A 13812-nucleotide genomic window follows, 5' to 3' on the forward strand; every position below is an offset into this window, starting at 1 on the left:
TGGACCGCTTCCTGCTCAAGGTCGTGCTGCCGGTGCCCCCGCGCGAGGACGAGGTGACCATCCTGTCCCGGCACGCCGCGGGCTTCGACCCGCGCGACGTGGCCGCCGCGGGCGTCTCGGCGGTGGCGACGGGTGCCGACATCGAGGCCGGCCAGGCGGCGGTCAAGCGGGTGCAGGTCGCGCCCGAGGTGGCGGCGTACATCGTCGACGTCGCGCGGGCCACCCGCCAGTCGCCGAGCCTGTCGCTGGGCGTCAGCCCACGTGGAGCGACCGCCCTGCTGCGCGCCGCCCGGGCGTGGGCGTGGCTCTCGGGGCGTGACTTCGTCACCCCCGACGACGTCAAGGCGCTCGCGCAGGCCGCGCTGGTGCACCGGCTCGGGCTGCGGCCGGAGGCGGAGCCTGGAGGGCGTCGACGTCGCGCAGGTGCTGCAGTCGGCCATCGCCTCGGTCCCGGTCCCGCGGTAGTCCTCGTGGCGATCTCCGGGCGGGTACCGCTGCTGCTCCTGCTGGGCCTCGTGGGCGTCGTGCTGCGCCCGGAGGCCAGCACGGTGCTGCTGTGGCTGCTCGGGGTGATCGTCCTGGTCGGCATCGACCTGGCCGTGGCGCCCGCACCCGGCACGATCCGCCTGACCCGGCGCGCGCCCGGCACGGTCCGCCTCGGTGACCCGGCGACCGGCGGGCTGCTCGTCGAGGCGACGCGCGGCGTGCACCTCCAGGTGCGCGACGCCTGGCAGCCCTCCGCCGGCGCCAGCGACAACCGGCACCGCCTCCGGCTGCGCGGCGGTGACTCCCGAGCCCTGTCCACCGTGCTGCTCCCCCGTCGGCGCGGCGACCTGCGCGCCGCCGGCGTGACAGTGCGCTCCTGGGGCCCGCTCGGCTTCGCCGCCCGTCAGCGCACGTACGACGTCCCCGGCACCGTGCGCGCGCTGCCGCCCTTCGAGTCGCGCAAGCACCTGCCCTCGCGACTGGCGCGGCTGCGTGACCTGGACGGGCGCGCCGCCGTACGGGTGCGGGGGCAGGGCACCGAGTTCGACTCGCTGCGGGAGTACGTGCGCGGCGACGACGTGCGCTCGATCGACTGGCGCGCCTCGGCCCGCACCGCGCATGTCGTGGTCCGCACGTGGCAGCCCGAGCGGGACCGCCGGGTCGTCCTGGTCCTCGACACCTCGCGCACCTCGGCCGGGCGGGTCGCCCGTACCCCGGGCGAGGACGCCGCCGACGGGATGCCGCGCCTCGACGCCGCCATGGACGCCGCTCTCCTGCTCGGCGCGCTGGCCTCCCGGGCCGGTGACCGGATCGACTTCCTCGCCGGCGACCGCCGGGTCCGGGCCCGCCAGCGGATCCACGGGGTGCGCGACGTCGCCGCGCGGCTGCAGGAGCAGATGGCCGATCTCGACCCGGTCCTCGTCGAGGCCGACTGGGACGCCCTCGCCGGTGCCGTCCAGGGCTTCGGCCGCCAGCGCGCGCTGGTCGTCCTGCTCACCGCGCTCGAGCCCTCCGCGATCGCCGACGGCCTGCTCCCCGTGCTCCCCGCGCTGACCCGCCACCACCGGGTGGTGCTCGCCTCGGTCCGCGACCCCGAGCCTGGGCCGGCTCGCCGACGCCGGCAGCACCGAGCGGCCCACCGCCGATGCGGTGTACGACGCCGCCGCGGCCGAGCACGAGCCTGGACCGTCGTACCCGGATGCGGGAGGTGATCGCGAAGCTCGGCGTGGACGTCGTGGACGCCGACGCCGAGCGCCTGCCCCCGGCCCTCGCCGACCACTACCTCCACCTCAAGGCCCAAGGCCTGCTCTGATGGCGCGAGCCCGTCGGCACGCGGAGTCGCGCTCGCGCCATCAAGCCTGGGTCGCGACTCGATCCTCGAGGAGCTCGGCGCCGATGTCGCCGGTCGCGCCCCGGGCGACGGCCTGCCGCCCGATCACGAAGACGTAGGCCAGGAAGGTCAGGCTCGGCCAGCACGCCGATCGCGATCCGCGCCCAGGTGGGCAGCGGGGAGGGTGTCACGAAGGCCTCGATCACGCCGCTGATCGCGAGCACCACCCCGAGCCCGAGGGCGACGGTGACGGCGGTCCGGCCGGCCTGGGCGAGGGCGGAGGCGCGCGAGAGCGAGCCGGGTTCGACCCACGACCAGAAGAGCCGGATCCCGACCCCGCCGGCGACGAAGACGCAGGTCAGCTCCAGCAGTCCGTGCGGGAGGATCAGGCCCCAGAAGACCTCGCCGCGGTCGTGGCGCATCATGATCGAGCCGACGATGGCGAGGTTGGCGATGTTCTGGAAGAGCAGCCACAGCACGGGCAGGCCCAGGATCCCGAGCGCGATGCAGAGCCCCGAGACCCAGGTGTTGTTGAGCCAGACGTGGGTGGCGAAGGCGCTGGCGGCGTTCTCGCTGTAGTAGGCTCTCGAAGTCGCTCTTGACGAGCCTGGTCCACCGCCTGCGGGTCGAGCAGGTTCTGCTCGACCTCCGGGTGCCCGGCGAGCCACCACATCATGATGCCGGTGACCGCGACGTTTCCGGCGAGGCAGCCGATCCACCACCAGCGCATCCGGTAGAGCGCGGCGGGGAAGCGGTCGGTGAAGAAGTGCGCGACACCGCGCCAGGCCGGGACCCGCGCGGCGAGCATCGAGATCCGGGCACGGCCGAGCAGCGAGGAGAGGTGGGCGATGAGTCTCGGCGTCGGGCGCCGAGGTCCGCACGACCGAGAGGTGGGTGGCGACCTGCTGGTAGCGGTCGACGAGCTCGTCCGCCTCCGCACCGGTACGGCGCCGCTGGCGCACCAGCCTGCTCGAGGCGGGCCCACGAGTGCGCGTGGGCCGCCACGTAGGCGTCGAGGTCGATGCGCGGCACGCCGCTCACCCTACGACGAGCGCCTAGGCTGTCCCCGATGTCCACGCCCGACTTCGCCACCGTCACCGCCGACGACCTCGTCACCGGCGAGGGCGTCGCGCTCGACCTGCCCGCCGCCTCGCTCGGCCTGCGGCTGGCGAGCGGCCTGATCGACGTGCTCGTCACGCTCGTGTCGATGGTCCTGCTCTACCTCCTCTTCGTGATCTCGGGACTGCTCATCGGCGACGAGGCCGCGATCGGGGCGGGCATCGTGCTGGCGACGATCCTGGCGTTCCTGGTCATCCCGACGACGGTCGAGACGCTCTCGCGCGGTCGCTCGCTCGGCAAAGCTCGCCCTGGGCCTGCGCACGGTGCGCGACGACGGCGGCGCCATCTCCTTCCACCACGCGCTGGTCCGCTCCCTGATCGGGATCGTGGAGATCTACGGGTTCAGCGGTGCGCCGGCCTTCTTCTCGATCCTGCTGAGCAGCAAGGGCAAGCGGCTGGGCGACTACGCCGCCGGGACCTACGTCGTGCGCGACCGGGTGCCGCTGCGGCTCCCGGTGCCGCCGGAGGTGCCCGTGCCGCTGGCGGGGTGGGCGCGACGTACCGACCTGACAGCACTCCCGACAGGTACGGCGCTCGCGGTCCGTCAGTTCCTCGGCCGGCTGCCCACCCTGGACCCGGTGTCGCGGGACCGGGTGGCGCGCGGGCTGCTGGCCGACGTGCTCCCGCACGTGGCCCCGGCTCCCCCGGCCGACGCTCCCCCGGAGTACGTCCTGATGGCGGTCGTCGCCGAGCGGCGCCGGCGCGACCTGGAGCGGCTGCAGCGCGACGACGCGCTGCGCACCCGGCTGCTCGACCGCTGAGCCTGAAGTCAGGGATAGCCCGCCCGCCTGCTGGGTAGGTTGGCTCGCATGACCGAGCCTGCGCCGCGCGCCCGTCGACTCGACCGTCCCGCTGAGCGAGGGCGAGCCTGGACGCCGCGCGCGAGCGCATCGAGCGGATCTCGACCGCCTTCTCCAGCCGGGTCGTGGGCCAGCACCGCGTCCGTACGGCGCTGCTGGTCACCCTGCTCGCCGAGGGGCACGTGCTGCTGGAGAGCGTGCCGGGCCTGGCCAAGACGCTGGCCGCCTCGACCCTGGCGCAGGCCGTGGACGCCCGCTTCGCACGGATCCAGTGCACGCCGGACCTGCTGCCCAACGACATCATCGGCACCCAGGTCTACGACCCGCGCCGTCACGAGTTCGAGACCCAGGCTCGGCCCGGTGCACGCCAACTTCGTGCTCCTCGACGAGATCAACCGCGCCAGCGCCAAGACCCAGTCCGCGCTGCTGGAGGCGATGCAGGAGCGGCAGACCTCGATCGCCGGCACGGTGCACCCGCTGCCCGACCCCTTCCTCGTGCTGGCCACGCAGAACCCCATCGAGGAGGAGGGCACCTACGTCCTCCCGCACGCCCAGATGGACCGGTTCCTCCTCAAGGAGGTCGTCGACTACCCGAGCGAGGACGACGAGCCTGATGGTCCTCGAGCGCATCGACGACGGCACCCTGGGCCAGCACATGACCGGCGTCGCCGCGGTCGCCAGCACCGCCGACGTGGTCGAGTCTGCAGGGCCTGGTCCGCCGTGTGTACGTCGACCCGGCGATCCGCCGCTACGTCGTCGGCCTGGTCCGGGCCACCCGCCACGCCACCGAGTCTGCTCGGCCCCGAGCCTGGGCGGGTACGTCGAGATCGGCGCCAGCCCCCGCGGCTCGATCGCCTTCTTCCAGGCCGCCCGCGCGATGGCTGTCGTCCAGGGCCGTCACTACGTCATCCCGGAGGACGTGCGCGAGCCTGCGGCACAGCGTGCTCCGGCACCGGATCCACCTCAGCCTTCGAGGCACTCGCCGACCGGGTCCGCCCGGAGACCGTGATCGACGCCGTCTTCCGCGCCGTCCCCACCCCCTGACCGGCCGGACCCGCCTGCGATGCCCGCCCACCTCCCCCGGATCAAGGCCCGCCTCTCGATCCACGCCCACCGCAAGGTGCGCGGGCTGCTCGAGGGCGAGTACGCCGCGGTCCACGTCGGGCGCGGGATCGACTTCAACGACCTGCGGGAGTACGTCCGCGGGGACGACGTGAAGGACATCGACTGGAAGGCCTCGGCCCGCAGCCGCCAGGCTCCTCGTCAAGAGGTACGTCGCCGAGCGCAAGCACACCGTGCTGCTCTGCGTCTCGACCGGGCGCAGCATGGCGGCGCTCAACGACGCGGCCGTCTCCAAGCGCGAGTCTCGCGGTGCTCGTCAGCGGGCTGATGGGCCTGCTCGCGGTGCAGCACGGCGACCTGGTGAGCCTGGTCCACGGCGACGCGGCAGCCCAGCACGCCGAGCGCCCGCGCGGCGGCGAGCCTGCACCTGGAGCGGCTGCTGGGCACCGTCCACGACGCCATCACCCCGAGCGGGGCGCCGGCCGACCTCACCGCCCTGCTGCGCTACGTCATCCGCACGGTCCGGCGCCGCACGATCCTCGTCGTGGTCTGCGACGACACCTTCGTGCCCGAGGAGAGCGCGGACCTGCTGCGCCGGCTGACGGTCCAGCACGAGGTGCTGCTGCTGAGTGTCAGCGATCTCGACCCGACCCTGCCCGACCTGGCCGGGCGCGACGTCGTCGATGTCGACGCCGCGGAGGAGGTCCCCGGCTGGTTGCGCCAGGACCGGCAGCTGCGCGAGGAGCCTGGCCGCGCTCGTCGGCGAGGAGGAGCGGCGGATGCGCCGCCGCCTCGACCAGGCTCGGGGTGGTCCACGAGCGGGTGCGCGACCTCGACTCCGCCGTCACCGCGGTCTTCCGCCTGCTGGAGAGGCAACGCCATGCGCGCCGCAGGTGAGCCCGTCCCGGGGATGCCGGAGGAGTTCACCGGGCCGGTCGGGTACGCCGACCGGTGGCTGTGGATCGCGGTCGCGCTCCCGGTCCTGGTGGTCCTCTACTACCTGGCCGCGTGGTGGTTCACCCGGAGGCCGAGGCCGTCGGTCGTGACGGCGGCCGTGGTCGACGTACCCGATGTCCGGCGGGCGCACCTGGCCCGGATCGACGCGCTCGCCGAGGACGTCCACAGCGGACGGACCACCCCACGGGTGGGCCACCAGCAGCCTGAGCGACCTGGTCCGCTCCTACGTCGCCGAGGTGACCACGCTGCCCGCCCGCACCATGACGCTCGCCGACCTGCAGCAGCGGGCCCCGGCGGAGCCTGGTCGAGGCGATCGCCCTGATGTACCCGCCGGAGTTCGCGCCGGAGACCGACACGGCCGACCGGTTCGACGAGGCGCTCACGGCCTCGCGGAGGCTGGTGGGCGCATGGACCTGACCTGGAACGGCGGAGCGACCGGCTTCCACTGGCCGTGGGTCGTGGTGCTGCTGGCGCTCGGCGTGCTGGTGCTGCTCGTGCTGTGGGCGCTGACCCGTGGCCGCGCGACGACGAGCGGCGGCGCGCTCGTCGCGCACGCGGCCCGCCTGCGCGCGCTCCCCCGCTACCGTGCCCTGGTCCGCCGCCAGGTCGCGATCGGCGCCTGCCTGAGCCTGGCCGCGCTGGTCGCGTGCGCCGGCGCGATCGTGCTCGGCGGCCGGGTCCAGGAGCGGCAGACGCTGACGGCCGACGAGCGCAGCCGCGACATCGTGCTCTGCCTCGACGCCTCGGGCTCGATGGCCGAGGTGGACGCCGAGGTGGTCCGCGAGTTCCGCACCATCGTCGGCGGACTGCGCGGCGAGCGGGTCGGGCTGACGATCTGGAGCGGGGTGGCGATCACGATCTTCCCGCTGACCGACGACTACGACTTCGTGCTGGAGCAGACTGCACGAGGCGGAGAAGGCGTTCGCCTCCGGCGCGGTGCTCGACGACGACTACGCGACGTACACCGCCGGCACGGTCGTCGACTGGGAGGTGCAGTCCCAGACCGGCGACGGGCTGGCGTCGTGCGTGCAGCGCTTCGACCACAAGGACGAGGACCGCAGCCGCGCCGTGGTGCTGGCCTCGGACAACGAGCCGATCGGAACCGGGATCTACGACCTGCCCGGCGCCGCGGAGCCTGGCCCGCCAGGACCACGTGGTCGTGCACGGCATCGCCGCCCCGGCGACCGCGACCCGGCCCAGCGCCGCACGCCAGTTCCAGGAGGCGGTGACCAGCACCGGCGGCACCTTCGCGGTCCTCGGCGCCGACGGCAGCGCGGGCAAGGTCGTCGACGCGATCGGGGCCCTGGAGGCCAAGCGGATCGAGCGGCCTCCGGTGGTGCAGGTCTACGACCGGCCGCACCTCGGCACGCTCCTCGCGGGCGTCGGCCTCGGCGGGCTCGGCGTGATCTGGCTGCTCCAGGCCCTGCTGGCGCTGCGCGCGCGTCAGGAGGCGGGGCGATGAGCCGGCGCACCACCCTGGTCGTCGTACGACGGGTGGCGATCGCGCTCACCTTCGTGATCATCCTGCTGCGCCCCGGCGTGGGCCAGGCCGACGTCACCACCCAGCTCAGCGACATCGACGTGCTCGTGGTCGTCGACCGGACCCGCTCGATGGCGGCACTCGACTACGCCGGGAACAAGCCCCGGATCGAGGGCGTGCGCGACGACCGGCCGCGCTCGCCGATGACCTGCCCGGGGCACGGTTCGCGATGCTCGGCTTCGGCGCGCAGGCCCGGCTGATGCTGCCGTTCAGCACCGACGCGACAGCCTTCCGCTCCGCCGTCGACACCCTCGACCTGGAGTCTGCCGCGGCAGGGCGACGGCTCACGGGCGGACCGGCCGGTCGAGGAGGTGCTGAGCGTGCTGGAGCGCGCCGAGGAGCAGCACCCCGAGCGCCGCCGGGTCGTCGTCTACGTCGGCGACGGCGAGGACACCACCTCCGGCGGGTCCGACTCCGACTTCGGCGAGGTGGCCGACCACGTGGTCGGCGGGGCGGTCCTCGGCTACGGCACCGAGGACGGCGCCCGGATGCCCGCGGCGAACGACCTGTCCCTCGACGCCGGGTACGTCGAGGACCCCGAGACCGGCGAGAGCGCCGTCTCCCGGGCCGACCTCGACCACCTGCGCGAGATCGCCGGCGACCTCGACGTCGAGTTCCTGCACCGCACGAGCAGCGGCGGGATGGACCAGGTGGTGAAGTCCTTCCGGGCGTCGTACGTCGACGGCGAGCGCGGCGACGGCCCGCCCGCGAAGCACGACCTGACGTGGGTCTTCGGCCTGATCCTGCTCGGACTCCTCCTGCTGGAGCCTGCGCGAGGGTTGGCGGGCGCTGTGGCGCACGCCCGACGTGCTGGCCCCCCGGAAGACGCCGCGGAAGGAGGCTGCCCGGTGAACCCGCGCGCCCGCCTGCGGCTGGCCCTCATGGTCGGCGGCCTGCTGCCCGCCCTCCTCGTGGTGGCCTTCACCGTCAAGGTCGGCCTGATGCTGCACCACAACGCCGCCGGGCGGGATGCCTTCGAGCGCGGCGACTACGACGGCGCCGCCGCCGAGTTCTTCGACACGCGCAGCCTGAACTGGTTCGAGCCCTGGATCGCGCCCTTCGACCAGGGCACCGCGCTGCACGCCCAGGGCTCCCTGGACGAGGCGATCGCGGCCTACGGCGCCGCGCTGCGCGTCGTACCGGACCGGGAGGAGTGCACCGTGCGGATCGACCTCGCGCTCGCGCACGAGGCGGTCGGCGACGAGCGGGAGGCGGCCCAGGACCACGACGGCGCGATGGAGGCCTGGCAGAAGGGCATCGACGTGCTGCAGGAGGGCGACTGCCCCTCCGACGCGGGCCGTGGCGAGGAGCAGAGCAAGGACGCGGCGGGCGTCGAGAAGCGGCTGCGGGACAAGAGGCAGCAGTCCCAGCAGCAACAGCAACAGCAGCAGGACCCGCCGCCGCAGCAGCAGGAGCCGCAGCAGCCGCCCGAGCAGAAGCCTGGCGACGACGATCCCCGCAAGGAGCGGCTGGAGCGCAACAACGAGCGCGGTGCCGACCAGCGCGGCGAGGACCAGGACCTGCTCGGCGACGACGACTACACCCAGCCCGAGACCTGGTGACTTGAGACTCGCCCATAGGCGAGCCTCCTAGCGTCGCCGGCATGACCCTCTCCTCGCTCCGGATCGCTCTCGTCGTCGGCAGTGTCCGGCAGCCCCGACTGGCCGACGCACTGACCGCCTGGCTGCGGGTACGGCTGTCCGCCGTGCCCGGCTGGACCCTTGATGTCGTCGACCTCGCCGAGGTCGACCTGCCCGCGCACGGCATCCGGCCCGGCGGCGCGCCGAGCCCGGTGAGCGACCGGCTGGCCGCGGCGGACGGCTTCGTGGTGCTGACCCCGGAGTACAACCACAGCCTTCCCGGCCGCCCTCAAGCACGCCATCGACTGGCACTTCACCGAGTGGGCGCGCAAGCCCGTCGCCTTCGTGGGCTACGGCGCCGGGGCCGGCGGTGCTCGCGCCGTCGAGCAGCCTGCGCCAGGTCTTCCCGGAGCCTGCGGGCGACGACCGTGCGCGAGGCCGTCCTGCTCAGCCAGCCGTGGGAGTCGCTCGCCGCCGACGGCGGCTTCCAGCCGTCCACCGGCGAGGAGGCCGCGCTGGAGGCCACCGCCGCCGAGCCTCTCCTGGTGGGCGCGCGCCCTGCAGACGGCCCGGGCGGGCGCGTCGTGAGCACGCTCACCGGCACCGAGCCTGCGCGTCGCCTCCGTGGTGGCCCTCGGCGGCCTGCTGGCCGTGCTCGACACCACCATCGTGGCGGTCGCCCTGCCGCGCTTCATGAGCGCCTTCGACGTACCGCTCGGCTCGGCGCAGTGGATCGTGACGGCGTACGCGCTCGGGATGGTGGCGGCGCTCCCGCTGGCTCCGGCGGCCGCGGCGCGCTGGGGCCCCCGGCGCTCGTACGTCGGGGCGCTGGTCCTGTTCGCGCTCGCCTCGGTCGCGGCCGGGGTCACCGGCAGCCTCGGTGGGCTGATCGCGGCCCGGGCCGTGCAGGGCATCGCCGGTGGCCTGGTCAACCCGATCGGGATGGCGATCGGGTTCGGCACGACCGCGCCGGAACGGCGGGCCCGGGTGACCGCAGTGACCGGACTACCCCTGCTGCTCGGCCCGATCGCCGGTCCGCTGGCCGGCGGGCTGCTGCTCGACGCGGGCTCGTGGCGTGCTCTGTTCTTCGTCACCGTCCCACCCGCGCTGCTCGCCGTCGCCGGTGCGCTGCGCTGGATCCCCGCCGACCCACCGGCCGGTCACCGCCCACCCCTCGACGTGCTCGGCGCGCTGCTGCTGACGCCCGGGGTCGTGGGGGCGACCCTCGGGATCGGGGGTCACGAGCTCGCAGCGGTGGCCCGCGCGGCGCTGGCCACGGCGGGCATGGTGCTCGTCGCGGCCTTCGTGCGGCGCTCGTGGTCGCGGCCGGAGCCGCTGCTGCGCGTGCGGCTCCTGGCCGACCCCGTCTTCGCCCGCAACGCGGCCGTGCTGGTCTGCTACGCCGCGCCGTACTTCGGCGCGATGATCCTGCTGCCGACCTACGTCCAGGTGCTCCGTGGCGACAGCCCGCTGGTCAGTGCGGGCCTGATGGTGCCGAGCGCGCTCGGCATGGGGCTGACCATCCAGGTCGCCGCGCGGCTGCTGGAGCGCCACGGCGCGCGCCGCGTCGTCGGCACCGGGCTGGCCGTGGCGATCGCGCAGGGCGTGGTGCTGGCGACGGTGCTGCGCCTGGACACGCCGTACCCGGTGGTGGCGGCGCTGGCCCTGCTCCAGGGTGCCGGGACCGGCGCGGTGATGCTGCCGACGATCGCCAGCGCCGGGCGCGACCTGCACGGCGCGGACCTCGCCTCGGGGAGCGCGCTGCTGCCGATCCTCAGCACGATCGCGACCGCGATCGGCACCGCGTCGGTGGGCGCGCTGTGGGCGGGCCTGGGCGCGCACACGGACCCGATGTCGGCGTACCGGATCACGGTGGGGGCTACCGTCGTCGTCATGGCACTCGCACTGGCCGTCCGGCTCGCCCGACCGGCGCCCGCTCGCATCCTGGTGGAGCAGGCGCGGTGAGCGAGCAGCGCACGGGCCTGGGCATCGGCGAGGTCGCGCGCCGGGCGAACGTGTCGGCCAACGCCGTGCGCCACTACGAGCGCTACGGCGTGGTCACCAGCGAGCGGACCTCCGGCAACGCGCGCCGCTTCGGCATCGACGCGATCTGCCGGATCAGCTCGCCGTCGCCGCGCAGGGCGTCGGGCTGACCCTGGCCGAGAGCGCGGCGATCCTCGCCGACATCCCGCCGATGTGTCCCGACACCGAGCGCTGGGCCGCGGCCGGCGAGCGGCTGGTCGAGGCCGGCAAGGAGCGGATCGCGACGCTGTCCTCCCTCGTCGAGGAGTACGCCGACACCGGCTTCCTGCGCTCCTGAGTCCCTCAGCGGCGGCGCCAGCGGCGCAGCAGGAGCACCCCGGCGAGCACGCCGAGCACGAGGGCCGCCTGCTTGCCGTAGGTCTTGAGCAGCACCGGCAGCACCGCCGAGCCGAGGTCCAGCGCGTCGTCGGCCGGGGGTGCGGGAGGTGTCGGGGACGGTCTCGGGGGCTCCGGGCGGGCGTCGTCACTACCGAATTTGTCGTCGACCGGCCCTTCCGACGACGAATTCGGTCGTTGAACCGCAGCCACCGGAGCCGGCGCCTCCACGGCAAGCCGCTGCTCCAGGCAGGCGACGAACTGGCCGAGCAGACTTGTCCGAGACGTCCTGCATCACCCCACGGCCGAACTGCGCCGGCTTGCCGGTGATGGCGAGGTCGGTGACCACCTCGACGCGGGTGCTCTCCCCGTCGGCCGCCATCGAGACGACGACCTTGGCACCGGCGGTGCCGTTGCCCCGCTTGTCCCGGCCCTTGGCGTCCACGACGAAGCGGTGGGCGGCAGGGTCGCTCTCGACGAAGGATCCGGCGCCGGCGTACACCAGGGCGATCGGGCCGAGCCTTGACCTTGCAGGTCCCCTCGAAGGTCGGGTTGCCCTCGGCGTCCTCCCCGACGGCGCTGACCTGCGCGCCGGGGAAGCACTCCGCGAGCGCGCCGATGTCCTGGAAGTGCTCCCAGGTTGCCTCGACGCCGATCGGGACGGTGAAGGAGTGGGTGAGGTCCACGGGCTCAGGCTCCGCCCCGCGGCCGCGAGCACCGCGCGCCGGGTGAGCACGGTCGCGAGGTGACGGCGGTAGTCGGCGTCGCCGTTGAGGTCGCTCGGCGGGTTGGTGCCGTCGGAGACGAGCGCGGCGGCACCGGCCACCGCCTCCTCCGTCGCCGGCCGGCCCACGAGCGCCTCCTCCACCGAGTGCGCGCGCAGCGGGGTGGAACCCATGTTGGTCAGCCCCACCCGCGCCTCGGCGATGGTGTCGCCGTCCATCCGCACGCTCGCGGCGACCGCCACGATCGGCCACTGGTGGGCGATCCGCACGAACTTCTCGTACGACGCCCCCCAGCCGTCGTGCTTCGGCACCCGCACCTCCACCAGGATCTCGTCGTCGGAGATCGCCGTCTCGAACAGGTCGACGAAGAACTCCTCCGCCGGCACCTCGCGGGTCCCGCCCGGGCCCTGGACCACGAAGGTCGCGCCCAGCGCCCGGGCCGGCGCCCCCAGGTCGCCGGCCGGGTCGGCATGGGCGAGCGCCCCGCCGAAGGTGCCGCGGTGCCGCACCTGCGCGTCGGCCAGGTGCGTGATCGCCTTGCTGATCAGCAGGGCGTGCTCGTGCACGAGCGGGTCCTGGCCGACGTCGTGGTGGGTGGTCATCGCACCGATGACGAGGTGGTCCCCGCCGTCGCGCACGCCGCGCAGGCTCTCGATCCGGCCCAGGTCGATCACCCACTCGGGGGCGTTGAGGCGCATCCGGAGCACCGGGAGCAGGCTCTGCCCGCCGGCGATGATCTTGGCGTCGTCACCGTGCTCGGCCAGCGCGGCGAGCGCCTCCTCGACGGAGGCCGGTGCGACGTACTCGAAGGCTGCGGGGATCACCGGTCCCCTCCTTCCGTCTCGTCGAAGTGGGGCATCGCGGCCTCCGTGGTCGTGCCGCCGGAGGTGCCCTCGTTGATCGCGCGCCACACCCGCTCGGGGGTGCACGGCATGGTGATGTCGTCGACGCCCAGGTGGCGCACCGCGTCGACGACGGCGTTCACGACGGCCGGTGTGGAGGCGATGGTGCCGGCCTCGCCGACTCCCTTGGTGCCGAGCGAGTTGGTGGTCGCGGGCGAGGTGGTGTGGTCGATCTCGAAGCCTGATCGTGTCGGCCGCCGTCGGCAGCAGGTAGTCCACGAACGAGCCGGTCACCAGGGTGCCGTTCTCGTCGTACACCGCCTCCTCCCACAGCGCCTGCGCGATGCCCTGCACCAGCCCGCCGTGCACCTGGCCGGCGACGATGAGCGGGTTGATGACCACGCCGATGTCGTCGCAGCAGACGTACTTGCGCAAGCTTGACCTGCCCGGTCTCGGTGTCCACCTCGACGGCGCACAGGTGCGTGCCGTGAGGGTAGTTGAAGTTCACCGGGTCGTACGTCGCCTCGGAGTCCAGCGAGGGCTCCACCCCGTCGGGGAGGTTGTGGGCGGCGAAGACGGCGGTCGCGATCTCGGTGACCGCCATCCCCTGGTCGGTGCCGCGGACGGTGAACCGCCCGTCGGCGAACTCGAGGTCGTCGGCGGAGGCCTCGAGCAGGTGCGCCGCGATCGGCTTGGCCTTCTCGATGACCTTGTCGACGGCCCGCACCAGGGCCTCACCGCCGACGACCAGACTGCGGGAGCCGTAGGTGTCCAGGCCCTTGTGGGAGATCTGCGTGTCGCCGTGCAGCACCTCGACGTCCTCGAACGGCACGCCGAGGCGGTCGGCCACGATCTGGCTGAACGCCGTCTCGTGCCCCTGCCCGTGCGCCGACGCCCCGGTCACGACCTCGACCTTGCCGGTCGCGAGCATCCGCACCTCGGCGTGCTCCCAGCCGCCGGCGCCGTAGTTGAGGGACCCGAGCACCCGCGACGGCGCCAGTCCGCACATCTCG

General features: G+C 74.0%; 15 protein-coding genes and 2 pseudogenes. 14 read left to right on the forward strand and 3 right to left on the reverse strand.

Annotated features, from left to right (window positions below; all coding sequences use genetic code 11):
* The first annotated feature begins 23 nt into the window (after nucleotides 1-23).
* Nucleotides 24-1697, forward strand: a complete 1674-nt coding sequence (locus G5V59_RS14560) for a DUF58 domain-containing protein (protein ID WP_278256929.1) — start codon at nucleotides 24-26, stop codon at nucleotides 1695-1697.
* 67 nt (nucleotides 1698-1764) lie between these two features.
* Here the strand turns inward: G5V59_RS14560 and G5V59_RS14565 are convergent, their stop codons facing one another.
* Complete coding sequence (locus tag G5V59_RS14565) at nucleotides 1765-2778, reverse strand: stage II sporulation protein M (protein WP_278256930.1); 1014 nt, start codon at nucleotides 2776-2778, stop codon at nucleotides 1765-1767.
* Between the two features lie 420 nt (nucleotides 2779-3198).
* Between G5V59_RS14565 and G5V59_RS14570 the strand changes: the two genes are divergently transcribed.
* From G5V59_RS14570 to G5V59_RS14630, 13 genes and pseudogenes are all read left to right on the forward strand, one after another.
* The gene (locus G5V59_RS14570) at nucleotides 3199-3696 is read left to right on the forward strand and encodes an RDD family protein (RefSeq protein WP_278256931.1); all 498 of its coding nucleotides are present in this window, start codon (nucleotides 3199-3201) and stop codon (nucleotides 3694-3696) included.
* A gap of 107 nt (nucleotides 3697-3803) precedes the next feature.
* A pseudogene (locus G5V59_RS14575) lies at nucleotides 3804-4779 on the forward strand (AAA family ATPase).
* Nucleotides 4780-4798: 19 nt separating this feature from the next.
* Nucleotides 4799-5125, forward strand: a complete 327-nt coding sequence (locus G5V59_RS14580) for a DUF58 domain-containing protein (RefSeq protein ID WP_278256932.1) — start codon at nucleotides 4799-4801, stop codon at nucleotides 5123-5125.
* Nucleotides 5107-5694 carry a hypothetical protein gene (locus tag G5V59_RS14585; RefSeq protein ID WP_278256933.1) on the forward strand — a complete coding sequence of 196 codons (588 nt, stop codon included), beginning with the start codon at nucleotides 5107-5109 and terminating at the stop codon, nucleotides 5692-5694. Before G5V59_RS14580 ends, G5V59_RS14585 begins: the two co-directional genes overlap by 19 nt.
* Nucleotides 5678-6076, forward strand: a complete 399-nt coding sequence (locus tag G5V59_RS14590; protein WP_278256934.1) for a hypothetical protein — start codon at nucleotides 5678-5680, stop codon at nucleotides 6074-6076. The genes G5V59_RS14585 and G5V59_RS14590 overlap by 17 nt, the downstream gene beginning before the upstream one ends.
* Nucleotides 5991-6983, forward strand: coding sequence for a hypothetical protein (locus G5V59_RS14595; protein WP_278256935.1), 993 nt, complete (start codon nucleotides 5991-5993; stop codon nucleotides 6981-6983). Before G5V59_RS14590 ends, G5V59_RS14595 begins: the two co-directional genes overlap by 86 nt.
* Complete coding sequence (locus G5V59_RS14600; protein WP_278256936.1) at nucleotides 6980-7216, forward strand: hypothetical protein; 237 nt, start codon at nucleotides 6980-6982, stop codon at nucleotides 7214-7216. The genes G5V59_RS14595 and G5V59_RS14600 overlap by 4 nt, the downstream gene beginning before the upstream one ends.
* Nucleotides 7213-7494, forward strand: a complete 282-nt coding sequence (locus G5V59_RS14605) for a hypothetical protein (RefSeq protein ID WP_278256937.1) — start codon at nucleotides 7213-7215, stop codon at nucleotides 7492-7494. The genes G5V59_RS14600 and G5V59_RS14605 overlap by 4 nt, the downstream gene beginning before the upstream one ends.
* Before the next feature lie 111 nt (nucleotides 7495-7605).
* Nucleotides 7606-8856: a hypothetical protein gene (locus tag G5V59_RS14610; RefSeq protein WP_278256938.1), complete on the forward strand. Its 1251-nt coding sequence runs from the start codon at nucleotides 7606-7608 to the stop codon at nucleotides 8854-8856.
* Nucleotides 8857-9244: 388 nt separating this feature from the next.
* Nucleotides 9245-9571, forward strand: coding sequence for a hypothetical protein (locus tag G5V59_RS14615; RefSeq protein ID WP_278256939.1), 327 nt, complete (start codon nucleotides 9245-9247; stop codon nucleotides 9569-9571).
* Nucleotides 9499-10839, forward strand: a complete 1341-nt coding sequence (locus G5V59_RS14620; protein ID WP_278256940.1) for an MFS transporter — start codon at nucleotides 9499-9501, stop codon at nucleotides 10837-10839. The genes G5V59_RS14615 and G5V59_RS14620 overlap by 73 nt, the downstream gene beginning before the upstream one ends.
* Nucleotides 10836-11027 (forward strand): MerR family transcriptional regulator, encoded by a 192-nt coding sequence (locus tag G5V59_RS14625; RefSeq protein WP_278256941.1) that lies wholly within the window; start codon nucleotides 10836-10838, stop codon nucleotides 11025-11027. The genes G5V59_RS14620 and G5V59_RS14625 overlap by 4 nt, the downstream gene beginning before the upstream one ends.
* 41 nt (nucleotides 11028-11068) lie before the next feature.
* Nucleotides 11069-11194: a hypothetical protein gene (locus G5V59_RS14630; protein WP_278256942.1), complete on the forward strand. Its 126-nt coding sequence runs from the start codon at nucleotides 11069-11071 to the stop codon at nucleotides 11192-11194.
* Between the two features lie 189 nt (nucleotides 11195-11383).
* On the opposite strand, the gene G5V59_RS14635 is transcribed toward G5V59_RS14630, so the two are convergent.
* Together G5V59_RS14635 and G5V59_RS14640 are read right to left on the reverse strand one after the other, a co-directional pair.
* On the reverse strand, nucleotides 11384-13201 hold the full coding sequence (locus tag G5V59_RS14635; RefSeq protein ID WP_278256943.1) for an FAD binding domain-containing protein: 1818 nt from the start codon (nucleotides 13199-13201) through the stop codon (nucleotides 11384-11386).
* 82 nt (nucleotides 13202-13283) lie between these two features.
* Nucleotides 13284-13808: pseudogene (locus G5V59_RS14640) on the reverse strand (molybdopterin cofactor-binding domain-containing protein); the annotation flags it as partial.
* Nucleotides 13809-13812: the final 4 nt, after the last annotated feature.

The sequence above is a fragment of the Nocardioides convexus genome (genome assembly GCF_011090295.1).

Excerpts from the sequence above, each read along its gene's own strand:
- G5V59_RS14580 (WP_278256932.1), top strand. The coding sequence starts at position 4,799 with ATGCCCGCCCACCTCCCCCGGATCAAGGCCCGCCTCTCGATCCACGCC.
- G5V59_RS14590 (WP_278256934.1), top strand. The coding sequence starts at position 5,678 with ATGCGCGCCGCAGGTGAGCCCGTCCCGGGGATGCCGGAGGAGTTCACC.
- G5V59_RS14605 (WP_278256937.1), top strand. The coding sequence starts at position 7,213 with ATGAGCCGGCGCACCACCCTGGTCGTCGTACGACGGGTGGCGATCGCG.
- G5V59_RS14630 (WP_278256942.1), top strand. The coding sequence starts at position 11,069 with ATGTGTCCCGACACCGAGCGCTGGGCCGCGGCCGGCGAGCGGCTGGTC.